At 65.4% G+C, this 17,784-nt stretch carries 12 protein-coding genes; 6 read left to right on the top strand and 6 right to left on the bottom strand.

Features of this window, described 5'->3' with window-relative positions:
* Positions 1–6: 6 nt before the first annotated feature.
* Positions 7–1,284, bottom strand: coding sequence for an RNA methyltransferase (locus F812_RS25545; protein ID WP_020086494.1), 1,278 nt, complete (start codon positions 1,282–1,284; stop codon positions 7–9).
* Positions 1,285–1,436: 152 nt separating this feature from the next.
* Here F812_RS25545 and F812_RS0113375 point away from each other — a divergent pair, with 152 nt between their 5' ends.
* Positions 1,437–2,654 (top strand): NADP-dependent isocitrate dehydrogenase, encoded by a 1,218-nt coding sequence (locus F812_RS0113375; protein WP_020086493.1) that lies wholly within the window; start codon positions 1,437–1,439, stop codon positions 2,652–2,654.
* Positions 2,655–3,189: 535 nt separating this feature from the next.
* On the opposite strand, the gene F812_RS0113365 is transcribed toward F812_RS0113375, so the two are convergent.
* On the bottom strand, positions 3,190–3,759 hold the full coding sequence (locus F812_RS0113365; protein WP_020086491.1) for a hypothetical protein: 570 nt from the start codon (positions 3,757–3,759) through the stop codon (positions 3,190–3,192).
* A 368-nt stretch (positions 3,760–4,127) separates the two neighbouring features.
* On the opposite strand from F812_RS0113365, the gene F812_RS0113360 reads away from it, so the two are divergent.
* Positions 4,128–4,361 (top strand): hypothetical protein, encoded by a 234-nt coding sequence (locus F812_RS0113360; RefSeq protein ID WP_020086490.1) that lies wholly within the window; start codon positions 4,128–4,130, stop codon positions 4,359–4,361.
* A gap of 173 nt (positions 4,362–4,534) precedes the next feature.
* Here F812_RS0113360 and alaS read toward each other — a convergent pair whose 3' ends face one another.
* Together alaS and recA are read right to left on the bottom strand one after the other, a co-directional pair.
* Positions 4,535–7,234, bottom strand: coding sequence for an alanine--tRNA ligase (alaS, locus tag F812_RS0113355; RefSeq protein ID WP_020086489.1), 2,700 nt, complete (start codon positions 7,232–7,234; stop codon positions 4,535–4,537).
* Between the two features lie 346 nt (positions 7,235–7,580).
* Positions 7,581–8,747 carry a recombinase RecA gene (gene recA, locus F812_RS23870; protein ID WP_051113819.1) on the bottom strand — a complete coding sequence of 389 codons (1,167 nt, stop codon included), beginning with the start codon at positions 8,745–8,747 and terminating at the stop codon, positions 7,581–7,583.
* Positions 8,748–8,932: 185 nt separating this feature from the next.
* On the opposite strand from recA, the gene F812_RS0113345 reads away from it, so the two are divergent.
* Together F812_RS0113345 and F812_RS0113340 are read left to right on the top strand one after the other, a co-directional pair.
* Positions 8,933–9,223, top strand: a complete 291-nt coding sequence (locus F812_RS0113345) for a flagellar basal body rod C-terminal domain-containing protein (RefSeq protein WP_020086487.1) — start codon at positions 8,933–8,935, stop codon at positions 9,221–9,223.
* A 145-nt stretch (positions 9,224–9,368) separates the two neighbouring features.
* A complete protein-coding gene (locus tag F812_RS0113340; protein ID WP_020086486.1) occupies positions 9,369–9,563 on the top strand; it encodes a DUF6494 family protein in 195 nt (64 codons plus the stop codon).
* Positions 9,564–9,577: 14 nt separating this feature from the next.
* Here F812_RS0113340 and F812_RS0113335 read toward each other — a convergent pair whose 3' ends face one another.
* Together F812_RS0113335 and F812_RS0113330 are read right to left on the bottom strand one after the other, a co-directional pair.
* Complete coding sequence (locus F812_RS0113335; protein ID WP_026868112.1) at positions 9,578–11,545, bottom strand: hypothetical protein; 1,968 nt, start codon at positions 11,543–11,545, stop codon at positions 9,578–9,580.
* A 216-nt stretch (positions 11,546–11,761) separates the two neighbouring features.
* Positions 11,762–14,350 carry a hybrid sensor histidine kinase/response regulator gene (locus F812_RS0113330; protein WP_020086484.1) on the bottom strand — a complete coding sequence of 863 codons (2,589 nt, stop codon included), beginning with the start codon at positions 14,348–14,350 and terminating at the stop codon, positions 11,762–11,764.
* Between the two features lie 227 nt (positions 14,351–14,577).
* Here F812_RS0113330 and F812_RS23865 point away from each other — a divergent pair, with 227 nt between their 5' ends.
* Together F812_RS23865 and F812_RS23860 are read left to right on the top strand one after the other, a co-directional pair.
* Positions 14,578–14,925, top strand: coding sequence for a flagellar biosynthetic protein FliO (locus F812_RS23865; protein WP_020086483.1), 348 nt, complete (start codon positions 14,578–14,580; stop codon positions 14,923–14,925).
* 151 nt (positions 14,926–15,076) lie between these two features.
* Positions 15,077–17,764 carry a DUF3772 domain-containing protein gene (locus F812_RS23860; protein WP_020086482.1) on the top strand — a complete coding sequence of 896 codons (2,688 nt, stop codon included), beginning with the start codon at positions 15,077–15,079 and terminating at the stop codon, positions 17,762–17,764.
* The last annotated feature ends 20 nt before the right edge of the window (positions 17,765–17,784 follow it).

Below are 17,784 nucleotides of genomic sequence, written 5' to 3'. Positions count from 1 at the left end.
GGCGGTCTACGAAGACGGCTTGCGGCTGTGGCCTTTGCCTCTTGAAAGAGTGGCAACAATACCACGAAGAGAGCGCACTTCCTGCTCCGTGAGCGCCATCCGCGTGAACATTGTCCTCAAGTTTTGGACGACAGAAGGGCGTTTCTCGACCGGATTGAAGAATCCGAGCCTATCCAGCTCGGATTCGAGGTGGCCCAGAAGGCCGAAAAGCTCCTCTTTTTCCGCCAAGCGGTCAGATCCGAGGTTCAGGCCTGTGGATATCGGGGCTTCGTAGGTGGTGACGCGGCCGAGGGAGCCCTTTCCGCACTCTCTTATCCAGCAATAGCCCAGGAGAAGAACGGCTTGGGCCAAATTGAGCGACGCAAACCGGGAGTTCACGGGAATCATCACGAGCGCGTCGGCGTTGGCGATCTCGCTGGTCTCGAGGCCGTTTCTCTCGCGCCCGAACAGAATTCCGCAGCGCTCACCCCGGCTGATCCTCTGCTGGAGCGCTTCAATCGCTTCCTCGGGGGTGAGGACCGGCTTCTTCAAGGGCCGCTGGCGGGCGGTGGTGGCCACCACATAGGTCAGGTCGCCCATGGAGGCTTCGAGCGTCGGATAAGACCGCGCGTCGTCGATCACGTAATTCGCGCCGGACGCCGCGATGCGGGCCTTCTCGTTGGGCCAGCCATCGCGCGGGGCCACGAGGCGCAGATCGTCCAAACCGAAGTTGGCCATGGCGCGGGCGACCATGCCGATGTTGTCGGCAAGCTGAGGCTCGACCAGGATTACGGCCGGCGTTTCGCCGGGGCCAGCCACGGGCTCGCCGGTGATGTGAGCGCGGCGGATGCCGTGGCGCAGCTTGCGCAGCACGCGGCGCGACCAGAACCAGTAATTCTCGCCGGACCAGGTTTTCTCGAGCGCGGCGATGGCGGGTGTCGTCAGCGTTTCCGTGCCTTTGCCGACGAGGCGCACGGAGCCGTCTCCGACTATGATCTCCTTGTGGGCCGCAATGAAGTCGTCGAGCGTATCGAGACCGCGCGCCTCCGTCCGCCGCTTGCAGCCGGGGCAGGTCGCCCGGTCGCTCTCGCAGCGGAGCTCCGCGCAATACGTCAGGATACGGTCGAGGGCGCCCCGGTCGAAATCAGCCATGCCGAGGGCGGCGAGCCCGTCGTCGATGGTCTTCTCGTGGCAGGCATGGACGAGAGCGGCAACGGGAAGCGCACGGGCGGACACCATCGGCACCCGATCTCCCGATTCGGATGCGATCTCGATGTCGCCGGCGGTGGTGGACAAGACTTGCATGGGCTCGCAATAGCATCACCCGCCCGGAAAAGTCCCGCCTTACGTGGCAGGCGGCCGGGGGAGACCGTTCTATACTTATCGCCTCCTTGTTGCAGCGCACCCCTGAGGCTAAGGTCAGGCAAAATCCACCCACCCCATCCGAAGGCCTTTCCATGCAGAAGATCAAGGTGACCGGCACAGTCGTCGAGCTCGACGGCGATGAGATGACACGCATCATCTGGAAGCTGATCAAGGACAAGCTCATCCATCCCTATCTGGATGTGAACCTCGAATACTACGATCTCGGCATCGAAAGCCGCGACAAGACCTCGGACCAGGTTACGGTCGACGCAGCCAACGCCATCAAGAAGCACGGCGTCGGCGTCAAGTGCGCGACGATCACGCCGGACGAGGCGCGCGTCAAAGAATTCAATCTCAAGGACATGTGGAAGAGCCCCAACGGCACCATCCGCAACATCCTGGGCGGCGTGATCTTCCGCGAGCCCATCATCGCCAAGAACGTGCCCCGGCTCGTGCCGGGCTGGACGCAGCCCATCGTGATCGGCCGCCACGCCTTCGGCGACCAGTACAAAGCCACCGACTTCAAGTTCCCCGGCAAGGGCAAGCTCACCATCAAGTTCGAAGGTGAGGACGGCAAGGTCATCGAGAAGGAAGTGTTCAAGGCGCCGGGCGCGGGCGTGGCTCTCGCCATGTACAATCTCGACGAAAGCATCCGCGAGTTCGCGCGCGCCTCCTTCAACTACGGCCTCAACCGCAACTTCCCGGTCTATCTCTCGACCAAGAACACCATCCTCAAGGCCTACGACGGGCGCTTCAAGGATCTGTTCCAGGAGGTGTTCGACGCGGAGTTCAAGGACGAGTTCGCCAAGCGCAAGATCGTCTACGAGCACCGCCTGATCGACGACATGGTGGCCTCCGCGCTCAAGTGGAGCGGCGGGTATGTGTGGGCCTGCAAGAACTACGACGGCGACGTGCAGTCCGATACGGTGGCGCAGGGCTTCGGCTCACTCGGTCTCATGACGTCCGTGCTGATGACGCCCGACGGCGCAACTGTCGAGGCGGAAGCCGCGCACGGCACCGTCACGCGGCACTATCGCGAGCACCAGAAGGGCAAGGAGACCTCGACCAACTCGATCGCCTCCATCTTCGCCTGGACGCGGGGCCTCACGCATCGCGCGAAGCTCGACAACAACGAGGCGCTCGCGAAATTCTCGGCCACGCTGGAAAAGGTCTGCGTCGACACCGTGGAAGCGGGCTTCATGACCAAGGACCTCGCGCTCCTCGTCGGCCCCGATCAGAAGTGGCTGTCGACTTCGGGCTTCCTCGACAAGATCGACGAAAACCTCAAGGCCGCGATGGCGAAGTCCTGAGCCTCTACGCGGTTACCCAAAATAGACCCGCTTCGGCAGACGCCGGGGCGGGTTTTCCTTTGCGCGAGAGAATCGCGAGAGAATAGGGTGTGGCCGCAGCCGGCGCGGCGGAAGATATGCGCCTGAAGCTTTCCGCCTCGGCGCCAGCCTCGATCCGGCGCTCGCTGCCGGAAGGCAGCCGTTCTCGCGCGCCTTCAGACGATCAGTTCAGGCGGGCGCCCGGACGCGGCCCTGCAAGAGGAACGCGACGGCGCTGATAACGGGCGCATGCCCAGTTCTTACCGAAGATCAGACGGAGAAACCCTTGCCGCAAAGCGGCAACGAGGCTCTCAAAGCGCGCATAGGCGCGCAGACGTGTGCGCATGTGTCCTGTTCGCTCATGAAATTCCCCCGAGACCGGCGATTTTAGCCGAGTCGACCGATCAGCGGAGCGGGCAGGGAAAAAGTTCCCGGCCCGTGTTGGGGGCGCCAGATATAGATCAGCGCGTAGCCGGTCAATGGACGACTTGCCGCGAGGGTAAGCCCTTATATCGCGTTAAGGGACATAGGCTCCGAAGCTAGACCGGAGGTTGCGGGCATGGCCGAGACCCGCGTTGGTGATCTCGTACATCCCTGTGCTGTTGGCCGGCTGGCGGATCAGCTCGAGCTTCTTCAGCCGGTGGAGCTGGGAGACGACGGCCGAGGGCGTATCCTGGAACCCCCGCTGCGTGAGGGCACCCATGAGTTGCTGCAGCGAGTAGGCTTTAGCTTCGCGAGAGAGCGCCTCAAGCAGCACCAGCTCCCGCACCCGGCTGCGCTGGTTACGCCCAATCTCGTCGAGAGCCGAGCCCTCGGCATCGGCCTCGGCAGCCGTCAGATCGGAGGGCGAAGTCTCAGAAATCGGCGCGTGGAAGCCGGGCATGGGATAGGTTGCAGCGTCCGCCGTCGCGATCACCTGCTCCACGACATCAAGGCGGCGGCGGATCTCGTCCAGCAACCGGCGCCGCTCGGCGGTGGAGACACCACTAAGCGCCACCATGGGGTTGAACACCTCACGGGCGAACGTCGCGAAAATGTGTGTGACCTGATCGTGGCCAGGTCCGCCCGCGGTGCCATCGGCGGCCATCGCCTCTACTCCATACGAATGGAATTGAATGGCTTTGCATTCGCGCGCTGCCGATGCGAATGCGTATGGTTCCTTCTATTGCATTTGATCCGATGCGTCGCAAGCCAGATGGCGTTGCATTCATTTCATTCGTTACATTTCACTCTAATCTGGTTCGTCAACGAACTGATTTTGCTTATTTTTTATCCTCTTCTTGTCATCGCAATTCGAAGGAATGCGCCGGCTTCGAGTTGTGTCCGCACGCATTAAATCAAATTCTTCGCCGTGCTCTTCAAGGTATTCCGTCAACTCACGCTTTTCATGTTCGCACTTGTCCATCTTAAGGATGTTTTCAGCTTCCTCCCGACGGCGATTGAGGGAGGGGTGCGATGGCGGCGTCTTCACAGGTTTCCGAGCTTCTCTACGACCTGGTGCTCGATCCGACGCTTTTGGATCTGGTGCTGGCGATGCCCGATCTCACCTGGCGCGAGATCGCGACGACGGCGGCGACGCTGATGATCTGGGACATTCTCTCGAAGCCGCTGATCGCACTCTGCTGGCGGCATTCGCGGCGCGGCCTCTCGTGGGGGCTGTTCAAGCTGGCGATGGCGTGCAGACCGTGAGTGAGGCAGTGGGCAGTGGGCAGTGGGCAGTGGGCAGTGGGCAGTGGATGGTGCCTGCGTGCTTCTCCGGCGCAAGCGGCCATGCGAGCAAATGTGCGGGAGCGCGCAATCCGATACCGTTGGATCGCACGCTCCCGCATGTTCTTTGTCGCGTTGTCTTGAGCGAACCGGCTTTAAGCGCCGGCGCCGAGACGGGCTTCGATGGCGGCGAGCGCGTCCGGAGCCTTGGCGCCGTCAGGGCCTCCGGCCTGGGCCATGTCCGGCCGGCCACCGCCGCCCTTGCCGCCAAGGGCCTCCGCGCCGACCTTCACGAGATCGACAGCGCTCCAGACCTTGATCAGGTCCTCGGTCACGCCGACCGCAAGGCCGGCCTTGCCATCCTCGGTGACGCCGACAATGGCGACGACGCCCGAACCGACCTGCTTCTTTCCGTCGTCGACGAGGCCGCGCAGGTCTTTCGGGTTGAGCCCCTGCACGGAGCGGGCGAGCAGCTTCACGTCGCCCACCGTGCGCACGGCGCTGGCGGGCGCCGAGGCGCCGTTCTGAGCCGGCCCGGCTCCGCCGAGCGCAATCTGCTTCTTGGCCTCGGCGAGCTGGCGCTCGAGCGTCTTACGCTCCTCGACGAGGATCTTCAGCCGCTCGACGAGATCCTCGGGCCGCGTCTTCAGCACGGCTGCCGCCTCCTTGAGACGCGCATCGGCTTCGGCGAGGTAGGCGCGTGCGCCATCGCCGGTCAGCGCCTCGATACGGCGCACACCGGCCGAGCTTGCACTTTCGGCTACGACCTTCACGAGACCGATATCGCCCGTGCGCCGCGCGTGCGTGCCGCCGCACAGCTCGACGGACCAAGCCTTGTTCGCGCCGGGGGCAGCGTCGCCCATGGAGACCACGCGCACCTCGTCGCCGTACTTCTCACCGAACAACGCCATGGCCCCCGACGCCTTCGCATCCTCGAGCGCCATCAGGCGCGTCTCGACCGGACTGTTCTGCAGCACGATCTCGTTGGCGAGCTTCTCGACCTCGGCAATCTCATCCGCCGTCATGGGCTTCTGGTGCACGAAGTCGAAGCGCAGGCGCTCCGGCGAGACGAGAGAGCCCTTCTGGGCCACATGGAGGCCGAGCACTTGGCGAAGGGCCTCGTGCAAGAGGTGGGTTGCCGAATGGTTCGCACGTGTCGCCGTGCGCCGCTCGTGATCGACCTCGAGTTCGACGGCCTCGCCGGACTTGAAGCTGCCCTTCTCCACCTTGCCGAAATGCACGAACAGGTCGCCTAGCTTCTTCTGCGTATCCGTCACGCGGAATAGCGCACCCTTGGCGCCCCGGATGACGCCCTCGTCTCCGACCTGGCCGCCGCTCTCGCCGTAGAAGGGCGTCTGGTTGAGAATAAGTGCGCCTTCCTCGCCCGCCTTCAGCGCCTTCACCGGCTTTCCGCCGGCGACGATCGCGCGGATCTCGCCTTCAGCCACCTCGGTGTCGTAGCCGAGGAACTCGGTGGCGCCAGTCTCCTCCTTGATTTCGAACCAGATCTCCTCGGTTGCGGCCTCGCCCGATCCCTTCCAGGCGCGGCGCGCCTCCTCCTTCTGCTTCGCCATGGCGCTGTCGAATCCCTTGGTATCGACGGCGATGTCGCGGGCGCGCAGCGCATCCTCGGTGAGATCGAGGGGGAAGCCGTAGGTATCGTAGAGCTTGAAGGCGACATCGCCCGGGAAGACGTCACCCTTCTTCAGGCTTGCCGAAGCTTCGCCCAGCAGCTTCAAGCCGTTACCGAGCGTCTTCTTGAACTTGGTCTCCTCGAGCTTCAGCGTCTCGGTGATGAGCGCTTCGGCGCGGCCGAGCTCCGGATAAGCCGCGCCCATCTCGCGGACCAGCGAGGGCACGAGGCGGTACATCAGCGGATCGTTGCAGCCCAACTGGTGGGCGTAGCGCATGGCGCGGCGCATAATACGGCGGAGCACGTAGCCGCGGCCTTCGTTCGAGGGCAGCACGCCGTCGGCGATCAGGAAGCTCGTGGCGCGCAGGTGATCGGCAATGACGCGGCGGGCGGGCTTCACGTCAACGCCTTCGGGGTGATCGGACGCGCCGAGCTTGCGGCACTCGTCGCGGATCGTAGCGATCAGGTTCCTGAAAAGATCGATCTCGTAGTTGTCGTGCGTGCCCTGGAGCACGGCTGCGATGCGCTCAAGCCCCATGCCGGTATCGACGGACGCCTTCGGCAGATTGATGCGCTCGCCCGAGGGCAGCTGCTCGAACTGCATGAACACGAGGTTCCAGATCTCGATAAAGCGATCGCCGTCGGCATCCGGCGAGCCGGGCGGGCCGCCGGGGATCTTGGGCCCGTGATCATAGAAGATCTCGGTGCAGGGGCCGCACGGGCCCGTGTCGCCCATCTGCCAGAAGTTGTCCTTGGTGGCGATGCGGATCAGCTTGTCGTCGCCAAAGCCGGTGAGCTTCTTCCAGATGGCGTGTGCCTCGTCGTCCTCGTGATAGACGGTGACGGAGAGGCGTTTCGCGTCGAGGCCGAACTCCTTCGTGATGAGGTTCCAGGCCAGCTCGATCGCGCGCTCCTTGAAGTAGTCGCCGAACGAGAAGTTGCCGAGCATCTCGAAGAAGGTGTGGTGGCGGGCGGTGTAGCCGACGTTGTCGAGGTCGTTGTGCTTGCCGCCGGCGCGGACGCACTTCTGCGAGGAGGCGGCGCGCACGTAGGGTCGCGTCTCCTGGCCGGTGAAGACGTTCTTGAACTGCACCATGCCGGCGTTGGTGAACATCAGCGAGGGGTCGTTGCGCGGCACGAGCGGCGACGACGGCACCACCTCGTGGCCCGCCGCCTTGAAGTACTCGAGAAACGCCCGTCTGATCTCGTTGACGCCAGTCATCTCATAATCCGTGGTTTGGCCACCGACCGACAGAGACCGACCAACTCAGCTTTCGTCATCCCGGTGCCCTGACGGAGCCGGGCTCCATCTCATGACGGAGCCATGCTTCGCACGGACAACGGCCGGGATCCACGACGCCTCGAAGTCGAGGTACGGAGACTTGCGTGGACGGCCGCCTTCGCAGCCAAGACGGGGTAGAAGCGGTCGGTGCCGGTCGCGCTCGGAAGGCGCTATTGGCTATTGGGCTGCTTTTAGCCGTCTGGCCCTGGCCTTGTCCAGAAACGCAAAAGGCGCAGCGCCGGGCTTCCCCAGGCTGCGCCCAATGATTTTCCTCGTATTTTCCGGATCAGCGCTTGGCGCCGCGTCCTGCCCCCTTCTTGGCGGCGGCGTCGGACGCCTCCGGGAGCACGCCGTCCTCGTCTGGCATCTCGGTGTCGGCCGAGGAGCCTTCGTCGTCCGGATCGGTCAGCATCTTGTCGACGATGAGCCCTGCACTGGCCCGGATCGCCTTCTCGATCTGATTGGCAATCTTGGGATTTTCCTTGAGGAACAGCTTGGCGTTCTCGCGGCCCTGGCCGATGCGCTCGCCCTCGTAGGAGAGCCACGCGCCCGACTTCTCGACGATGCCGGCCTTGACGCCGAGGTCGATCAACTCGCCCGTCTTGGAGATGCCCTCGCCGTACATGATGTCGAACTCGACCTGCTTGAAGGGCGGAGCGACCTTGTTCTTGACGACCTTGACGCGGGTCTGGTTGCCGATCGTCTCCTCGCGCTCCTTGATCTGGCCGATGCGGCGGATGTCGAGGCGGACGGAGGAGTAGAACTTCAAGGCGTTGCCGCCGGTCGTGGTCTCGGGGTTGCCGAACATCACGCCGATCTTCATGCGGATCTGGTTGATGAAGATCACCATGCACTTCGATTTCGAAATCGAGGCGGTGAGCTTGCGGAGCGCCTGGCTCATGAGGCGCGCCTGGAGACCGGGGAGCGAGTCGCCCATCTCGCCGTCGAGCTCGGCCTTGGGGGTCAACGCGGCCACGCTATCCACGACCACAACGTCGATCGCACCCGAGCTTACGAGCGTATTGGTGATTTCGAGCGCCTGCTCGCCAGCGTCTGGCTGGGAGACCAGAAGATCCTCGATCTTCACGCCGAGCTTCTTGGCGTAAGCGGGATCGAGCGCATGCTCGGCGTCCACGAACGCGCAGACGCCGCCCTTCTTCTGGGCTTCCGCGATAACCTGAAGCGTAAGCGTGGTCTTGCCCGAGGATTCCGGGCCGTAGATCTCGATGACGCGGCCCTTGGGCAGACCGCCGATGCCGAGGGCGATGTCGAGGCCCAGCGACCCCGTCGAGACGGCCTCGATGTCCATGGAGCGCTCGTTGGCGCCCAACCGCATGATCGACCCTTTTCCGAAGTTCTTGTCGATCAGCTCCAGCGCCTGCGCGAGTGCCTGCGCCTTGTTCTTGTCCATCATACTTCCCCCTTCGACGACACGCAGGTCCGGCTTGTTCATGTGGCACCTTATGGCATGTTAACGGTTGTGGTTACAGGTTCGGGGCGACTCGACGCGTTGGATAAGTTGTACTTGTTTTGTTCTCATCTGTCTACGTGTGATCGCGTGGCTGCGGAAAGTTCTTAACGGGCTTTTAGGGGCTGGCGGTCAGGGTGGAGGTGTCTGGGCTCCCGGAACCGGCCTCCATGTTCGCTCCCCTCACCATCGCCTCCAACGGCCTCGCGATCCAAGCGCAGCGGGCTGGGGAGATTGCGTCGAGCATCGCGGCGACGGGTGCGACGGCGCCGTCCCCCTCGTCTCCCGCGAGCGGCACGCCGGGGGTTCGTGTGGGCGCGCTTCCTGTCGGAGACCCGATCGAAAACCTCGTCTCGCTCAAAGAGGTCGAGCTTGCCTACCGCATGAATGCGGCCGTGCTCTCGACAGCAAGTGAAATGCTCGAGACGCTGCTCGACGCCGTCTCGCCCCAGAAGCGCTGATCCTCCGCTGAACCTAAGTCGGCTCTTCTCGTTGGGAGAGAGCTATGATGCCTGCCACGCCTGCGCCGCCCCGCACAGGGCCGCGCTTAACCCGCTGTGTGCCCGGAGTGTGCGCGCCCAAACGAGAACGAGATGGAGACACGTCATGGAAAACGAGCACTTCAATCTGTCGCTACGCCGCTTCCTCAAGGAAGTGGGCATCTCCTCGCAGCAGGAGATCGAGCGGATCGTGCGCGAGCGGGCACTCGCCGGCAAAGGCACGCTGAAAGTGAAGATGGTGCTGACGGCGGAAGGGACCGATCTTCGCCATGAGGTGGACGGGCGCATCGACCTCGGCTGACCGGCCTCAAGTGATCAGCCGCGCGGCGGGCGGCGGCGTTCGTTGAACCAGGCGCGGTACTCCGTCATCTTCCCGCGTTGCGCTTCGGGCGCGCGGCGCTTGCAGGTCTTCGCCTCGTCGCTGCCGTCTGCCGCGCCCCAGCGCAGCTCCACACAGTCGTTGACGTTGTAGGCCATCTCCAGCGCGCCGATCCGGCCGACGACGTCCTTGAGAGTTAGCGTCCACGCCGAGCCATCGCTGCGCGTATAGGTGAACTTTCGGGCCTCCAGGTCGGACGAGAGTGAGCGTTCCAGCGCGTCCTTTACATCGGCCGCGCTCTTGCCGGGCGGCATCGCATAGCGCTCGGGACGGCGGGCCACGCGGTCGGGGAAATGGCGCACGACGTCGATGGCGATCAGCAGCCGCAGGTCGCGGGAGGGCGTCGCGAAGTCCTCCCACGCGCCGGTGGTCTCGAAAATCGACGCGCCGTCCGGCATCGCCACCTCGGCGCCGCCGCCATCCTGATACTTGCGGCCGTTCTCGACCGACGTGACGCGGGCCTTCACCTGCTCCTCGAGCGCGACAACGGCCTCCCTCATGGCGCGATCGGGGTCCAGCGGATTGGGGGAGATCACGTCGTCCATGCGATCGTAGAAGTCCTCGATCGCGAGCGCTGCCTGATCGCGCGAGAAATCGCCGTAGCCCGGGTTTTTCTCGATCTCGGCATTCGCAAGCCTGCGCAAACCGCCTTTGCCGCGCATGATGGGACGGAAGCGCTTGAAGCCGGGCCCGCCCAGCGCCGGGTCCTGGGCGAACAGGAAGTTGCCGCGCCAGAACCGCTTGCGCGCGATGGTCCCATCGGGCTGCCCATCGACGGCGAGCAACACGCCGGCCGCATCGCTCGTCTGCGACACGCGCTTCACCAGCACCAGAAGGTGCCCGTAAGGGTCCGCATAGATGGTGCCCGGGCGCAGCGTCTCCTGCTTGAGCGACACGGGGTAATAGTCGCTGTTGTCGTCATCGGCCATCGTGCGCCCGTTGCCGGAATGGACGCTGTTGGCGACCGTCGTGCGGATGTAATACCCGAAGCCGGGCACGAGGCCCGGCGGTCTCTGGGGCACCTTGGTGGCGGGCGGCGTTTGAGCCGCTGCCCCGAACAGTCCGAAGAGCTGACCGCCAGAGGCGGCGGGCGCGGGCTGTTGCGGCGACGGCGGTGGCTCCTCGTTCTCGATGTTCCACCACTGTGCGCAGCGCGGCGGCTTGCCCTTGTCTCCGCGCGTGCACTTCGCATATCCGAACGGCAATCCCATCTTGAAGGCGAAATAGGCGCGCAGCGTATAGGGGAGATCCGCGCAGTCGGGCTTCACGATCTGCCCCTTCTCGTCCTCACCGAGCCCCAGGTGATTGAAGAGCACGTTGCGCGAGCGGTCGCGCAGCACCTCGTGCAGCGCGGGCCAGGACAGCGTCTGATCGGGCGGGGCATCGAAGAGAAGCTCGATCCAGGCGGAATAGAGGTTCTCGTTGGCGCGGCTCCAGGCATCGCGCAAGGGCCAGACATTCTTGGACGACGCGCGCAATCCCGGCGGGCGCTTGCGCTGAACGGCGACCTCCTGGAGGATCGTGCCGCACTCGCCCGCCGCGCCGTCGCGCACGAGCTTCGCTTGCCATTTTCCCGCTCCCGGCGCGGCGACCTCGGCATACCAGAAATAGGGCGGCCCGCCGTGGCGATCGCTCGACTTCGCGGCGACGCTTCCATCAGGCGCCACGAGCGACAGCTCGCCCGTGAGCGGCTGCTCGGCCGTCACGACCACGCGGAGCGGCGCGCCGGACCAGGGCGTCAGCGGGGCGGCGAGAATGGAGATGCCGAGGCTTTCCTCGCACTTGGCAGCGGCCTTGGGAGCGGCGCTCTTGGACTGGGCTCCGGCTACGACAGGGAGAAGCGACACCCCGGCGATCAGCAAAACGGCTGTCGCAACAGCGGCATACCGGTGGGGAGCCCTCACACGCGCCTCCCGAGGCTTCCTCGATCCGTTGGACAGTATTGTGAAGGCTTTGGCTGAAACGTGGCAAAGCCGTGCCGGCGTATGCTTAAGCGCCGATTTCAGGCCAGAGCGAGCGCGGCCCTCGATCCCTCGAAACAGTGCTTTTCTGAAAACACGCGCGGGAACGCTTCTCGTCCGGAGAAGCGCGCCCGCGTCGTGGTTTCGCAATTTGGCGGCTCAGCGCGCGAGCTGCTCTTTCACCTTGGCGGCGAGCTGGGGCAGAGAGAACGGTTTCGGCAGGAAGGCGAACTGCTCGTTCTTGTCGAGGCTGGTCTCGAAGGCCTCGTGCGGATAGCCCGACACGAAGATGATCTTGAGGTGCGGGTTCTTCTTGCGAAGCTCCTTCAGCAGCGTCGGCCCGTCCATCTCGGGCATCACCACGTCGGACACGACGAGATCGATCTGGTCCTCGTGCTGCTCCATAAGCTCCAGAGCCTCGACGCCGGTGGAGGCTTCCAGCACCTCGTAGCCCTGCCGCTTCAGCGCGCGAACCGCGAACGAGCGCACGACGTCCTCGTCCTCGACGAGCAGCACGCGGCCCGAGCCCGTGAGATCCTGGGGACGCTCTTTCTTGGCCGTCTTCTGGGCCACGATCTCGTCCTCGTTGTCGGGCAGGTAGCGCGGCAGGTACACGCGGAACGTGGTTCCGTGTCCGGGCGTGCTCTCGGGATAGATGAAGCCGCCGGTCTGCTTGACGATGCCGTAGACGGTCGAGAGGCCGAGGCCGGTGCCCTTGCCGACGCCCTTGGTGGTGAAGAACGGCTCGAAGATCTTGGCCATGACCTCGGGGGGCATGCCGGAGCCGGTGTCGGAAACCTCGATGAGTACGTATTCGCCGACAGCCATGCCGTGGTGGGCGAGGCGCTGGCTGTCACGCTCGGTGACGTTGCGGGTCGTGATCGAGAGCGTGCCGCCCTCGGGCATCGCATCGCGCGCATTGACCGCGAGGTTGATGACGACCTGCTCGAACTGCGTGCGGTCTGTCTTCACGTACCAGAGATCGCGGCCGGACGGCATCTTGAGGTCGATGGTCTCGCCGATCGAGCGCTTGAGGAGCGGGGCAAGATCGCCCAGCACCTCGCCGAGCTGCAACGGCTCGGTCTGCAGTGTCTGGCGGCGGGAGAAGGCGAGCAGCTTGGCCACCAGACCCGCGGCGCGCGTGGCGCTCGAGCGGATGTTCATGATGTCCTTGTGCGCGGGGTCGGTGGGCCGATGCGTCTGCAACAGCAGGTCGGAGAAGCCGATGATCGCGGTGAGCACGTTGTTGAAGTCGTGCGCGATGCCGCCTGCGAGCTTGCCCACGGCCTCCATCTTCGAGGACTGGGCGAATTTCGCTTCGAGCGCCTTCTGCTCGGTGGCGTCGATCAGGTAGAGGATCGCGGCTTCACGCGCATCCTTGGCCTGGGTGAGCGGGGCGAGGTAGAGGCGGCGCGAGAATTCGTTCTGCGAGCCGACGGTGATCTCAATCGGCGTGGGGCTGACGGTTCCGGCGATCGCCTGCTTGATGGCAGTCTCCACGGACGCCGTCATCTCCGTATCGCCGAACTTGCAGAGCGCGGCCACGGCAGGTGCACCGATGGCGGCCGATCCGTCCGGGATCATGCGGGCGAAGGCGGCGTTGGTGCTCATGAGGCGTCCATCGGCGCCAACGGTGGCGATGCCGAACGGAGCAGACTGGAAGAAGCGCGCGAAGCGGATCTCGGCGGCACCGGGATCGCCGTCAGCAGCGCTCGCCTCACGGCGGAAGGCTGCGATCAGAAGGCCGCCCTGGTTATCGCGGCGGGCGAAGAAGCGGAGCGGAACGGACGCGCCCTTGTCCAGCTTGACGTCGAGGTCGACGCCCTGGCCGTGCGTGTAGAACGCGGCGGCGGCGTTGGCGATCAGCTCGGCGCCTTCGGGCGCGACGATGTCGGTGATCTTCAGGCCGCGGTCCGAAAGGCTCTGCGGCTCGATGCCGAGCCAGCGCAGCAGCGTGGCATTGAGACGGCGGACGACGCCGCGGCTGTCGACCTCCATGAGGCCGGCGGGGACGCTATCCATCCGCTCGAGGGTCGCTTCCAGCGTCTCGACCGCGCTGGCCTGGCGGGCGCGCTCGGCGGTTACGTCGGAGATGGTCCACAGCACCATCTGGCCGAGTTCCCGGTCGTGCCCCGGCACATAGCAGGGGCGCTGGCTGACGCGGAGCAAGCGGGCCGGACGGCCTGCCGCGGCGGCGATCTCGATCTCCTCGCGCCACGGCTCGCGGCGGGAGGCGGCGCGCTCCAGGCGGAAGTAGGCGGCAGCGGCTTTCGGATCGCCCGCGAACAGGGTCTCCAGCGCGTTCACCTCGCCCGCGGCCGTGACGCCGACGAGATCGGCAAGCGTCTTGTTGGCGTAGAGCGGGCGGCCGTCGCGGCGGGTGACGATCAGGCCGTCGTCGAGGCTGTTGGCGAAGGCGCGGATCAGGTCGTCGTCGCGCACGCGTTCGCCGATGCGGATGTGCCCCGCGACGTAGCCGAACACGGCGAACAGGCCGAGCATGGCGAGCACGGCCATGAGCGTGAGGAGCAGAGGCTCGCCCGCGGGCGAAGCAACGAGCGCGAGCACGAGCGCGCCGGCGGCGAGGGCCGCGGCGACAATGGGGACGATTCCGGGCTCTTGGGCGCCGCCGTTTACGGCTTGGGCTTGGGCGCGGGCCATGCCGGGTTGAGGTGGGCGGATATCGCTATCGCTCATGAAGGCGAAAGCTATCTGATTCTCGGCCGCAGCCGCCTCGGAAGCCTGCATGGAAACTCTGGAACTCATACGCTTACGCTACGCCCGTGTCGTGCCCTTGAGGGCGAGGCGAAGATCCTCACGCCGGCCGTATCGACCGTCCGTGGCACCCATCCCCGCGCCCTTCTGTCCATCCACAGTTCGATCATTAGGGTTAAAATGGCATGAATTCCGCGCTATACGGGCTCCAGACATCGGGCTCGGGGAGGACGCGCGAGGTAACTCGCGGCGGTAAGCACATGTGGGATATCGTTTATTACCTCTCCATCGTGCTGTTCCTCGCGGTCGCGATGATCGGAGGCGCATTTGCCGTGCGTGCCTACATGGGCGGTACCGGGCCGATGCAGGCGGTCGGCGCCCTGTTCGGACCGAAGCCCGAGCGGCGCCTTTCAATCACCGAGCAGTACAACATCGACAACCGCCGGCGGCTCGTGCTGATCCGGCGAGACGACGTCGAGCATCTGATCATGACCGGGGGTCCGGTCGACCTGGTGATCGAGACGGGAATCGGCGCTCCGCATGACCCGCGGGCCGACAGCGCGGCCTCCGGCGCAACAGTCTCCTCCCGTGCGCCGGGTCGTGGCTAAGCTTCGCGGGGACGGGCACGAGGTTGCCCCGCGCAGGGGCGGATGCGAACCTCCCCATGCCCCGAGAGGGGCGCCCTCGTTCCGTCCGGCAGCTTCGGGCCGTCCGGCAGTTTCGGGGATCTCGATGCGTGTCCCCTCACGAGGATCGTTCATGGTTTCGCACCGCTTTTCGGCCCGGCTCGCCGCCAATCTTCTGGCGCTGACGGCTCTGCTCCTGGCGAGTATCGGCGGTGGCGCATTCGCCCAGCAGGCTCAGACGGGAGTACAACAGGCCGCACCCGGCGCGGCTCAGGCTCAGCCTCCCGCAGCTCCTGCCCATAACGGGGCCGCTCCGGCCGCCGCGCCCGACGCGCAGGCAGCCCCCACGGCGGCGGCTCCCCCGGCAGAGCCGGCCCCCGCGCCCGCACCTCCGCCCGCCCCTGTCCTCTCTCCTGCCGACATGCAGGCGATGGAGGAGGTCCGTCTGCCCGCGCTCAATCTCAAGACGGCTATCGAGACTCTCGAAAAGTCGGTCGAGCGCAATGCGGAGAACGACGAGGAGCTGGAGCGGCTGCGCGTGGAGCTTACCGGCCTCATGGCCGGCGCGCAGCAGACGCACGATAGCTTGAAGCCCAAGTCCGACGCGCTGCGTCAGCAGATCGAGAAGCTGGGCCCGCCGCCCGCGAAGGATGCAGCGCCCGAGGCCGAGCAAGTGGCCAACGAGCGCGCGCGCCTCAATGCCATGGCGGCGGAGGTGGACGGCGCCCTCAAGACCAGTGAACTCGTGCAGGTGCGTGCCCGCCAGCTCAACGCGACCGTGCAATCGACCCGCCAGAGCCTGTTCGCAAAGCAGATCCTGAAGCGGACGCCCTCTCCACTCGCGCCGGTCACCTGGCAGCATCTGACCGACGATGTTCCCGGCACCTGGCGGCAAGTCACGGATTCGCTCTCGATCTGGATCGACTCCGCATCGCGCAAGGGGATCGAGCTTGCGGGCCTTCTCGCGGGCGTGCTGGTGCTGTTCATCGCATTGACGGCGCTGGTGCGGCGCTTCCTCTCCTACCGCCTCGACCGGCCGCGCGAGGCGCCGCCCGGGTTCTTCGAGCAAGTGTCCGCCATAGGTTGGGTCGCGCCGCTCCTGGCACTGCCTTCGCTCGCCGGCATCGCACTTGCCGCCGTGGGACTCGACAACCTCAATTTGCTCACGCTGGAAGTGGGGCAGATCGCAAAGGCGGCGTTTCCGGCGCTCGTCATCTTCGTCGCCGTCTCCGCGCTGACGCGCGCCATTCTCTCGCCCCGGCGTCCTCTCTGGCGCGTGGTCAATCTCTCGACGCCTGCGGCCCGCACGCTCACGCGCATCATCACGCTGATTGCGGCCGTCTTCTCCGCCGACCTCATCCTGCAAGAGGCGATCAAGCGGCTCTATCTGCCGCTCTCCATCTCCATCATGGAGACGGCACTCACCAGCATCTTGATCGCTGCCTTGCTGCTGCTGCTCGTCCGCACTCCGTTCGAGCCGAAAACATCCGTGTCCGGCGCGCTGCCGCATGGCGACGGCGTGACCGCCGCGACGCCCGTCTCGCGCTACAGGCCATATCTCATCAAGCTGCCGCTGCTCGCCATCGCAACGGCCATCCTCGCGCTGTCTCTCGTCGGCTATGTCGGCCTCGGCCGTTTCATGACCACCCAGGTGGTGGTGACGGGCAGCGCAATCGCGCTCGTGCTCGTGTTCCACCTTGCAATCCGGGCCATGCTGGAGGAGCCGGGCACGGGCACCAAGCCGCTTTCGACCGTGCTCGAGGAACGGGTCGGTCTCGATTCCGACCAGAGCACGGCGCTCACGCGCACACTGTCGCTCCTGCTCAACGGCGCGCTCGCACTGTTCGCGCTGCCGCTCATCCTGATGACGTGGGGCTACTCTCCCGCGGAAGCCCTCGCGTGGCTCAAGGCGGCCGTGTTCGGATTTGAGGTCGGCGATTTCCGCATCTCGCTGGCCCGCATCCTGCTCGCGGTTTGCCTGTTCCTCGGGCTCATCTTCCTCACGCGGCTCGTCCAGCGCTGGCTCGACACGGGGATACTCAAGTCACGGCGCATCGACCAGGGCATCGCGAACTCAATCCACACGGCCATCGGGTATGGCGGCTTCATCGTGGCGGCGCTCGCGGCCGTGTCCTACGGCGGGCTCGACATCACGAATTTCGCCATCGTCGCCGGTGCGCTTTCGGTCGGTATCGGTTTTGGCCTGCAGTCGATCGTCAACAATTTCGTCTCGGGGCTCATCCTGCTCGTGGAACGGCCGATCAAGGTCGGCGACCGCGTGGCCGTGAAAGGCCAGGAAGGCTACGTGCGGCGCATCTCGGTCCGCTCGACCGAGATCGAGACGGCGGACAAGGCGAGCCTCATCGTTCCGAACTCTGATCTCATCACCTCGGCGGTGACGAACTGGACGCACCGCAATGCGCTCGGGCAGGTGGTCGTGCGGGTGGCGGTGAGCTACCGGTCCGATCCCAACCGCGTGCGCGAGATCCTGCAAAAGGTGGGCGCGGAATGCTCGCTGGTGCTCCAGCATCCGCCGCCGGGGGTGACCCTCGACAACTTCGGACCGAACGGGCTCGAATTCTCGCTCGCCGCGGTCATTCCCGACGTCAACAAGGCGGGCGCGACACAGACGGATCTGCGGCTCGGCATTCTCAAGGCGTTCCGCGCGGCGGGCATCGAGATCGCCTACGCGCAGCACGACATTCACCTGCGCGATCTCGACGGGGTGAAGATGCTGCTGATGCGGTTGGCCGAGGAGCGCGCGCGGCAGGCGAGCATGACCGTCACGGAGCCGAAACCCAAAGGCGGCGGGACGGCATAGGGGCCGGAGCAGCCTTCTCC

Source organism: Hyphomicrobium zavarzinii ATCC 27496 (assembly GCF_000383415.1).
Lineage (GTDB): Bacteria > Pseudomonadota > Alphaproteobacteria > Rhizobiales > Hyphomicrobiaceae > Hyphomicrobium_C > Hyphomicrobium_C zavarzinii.
This window is presented reverse-complemented; position numbering and strand designations above follow the sequence as displayed.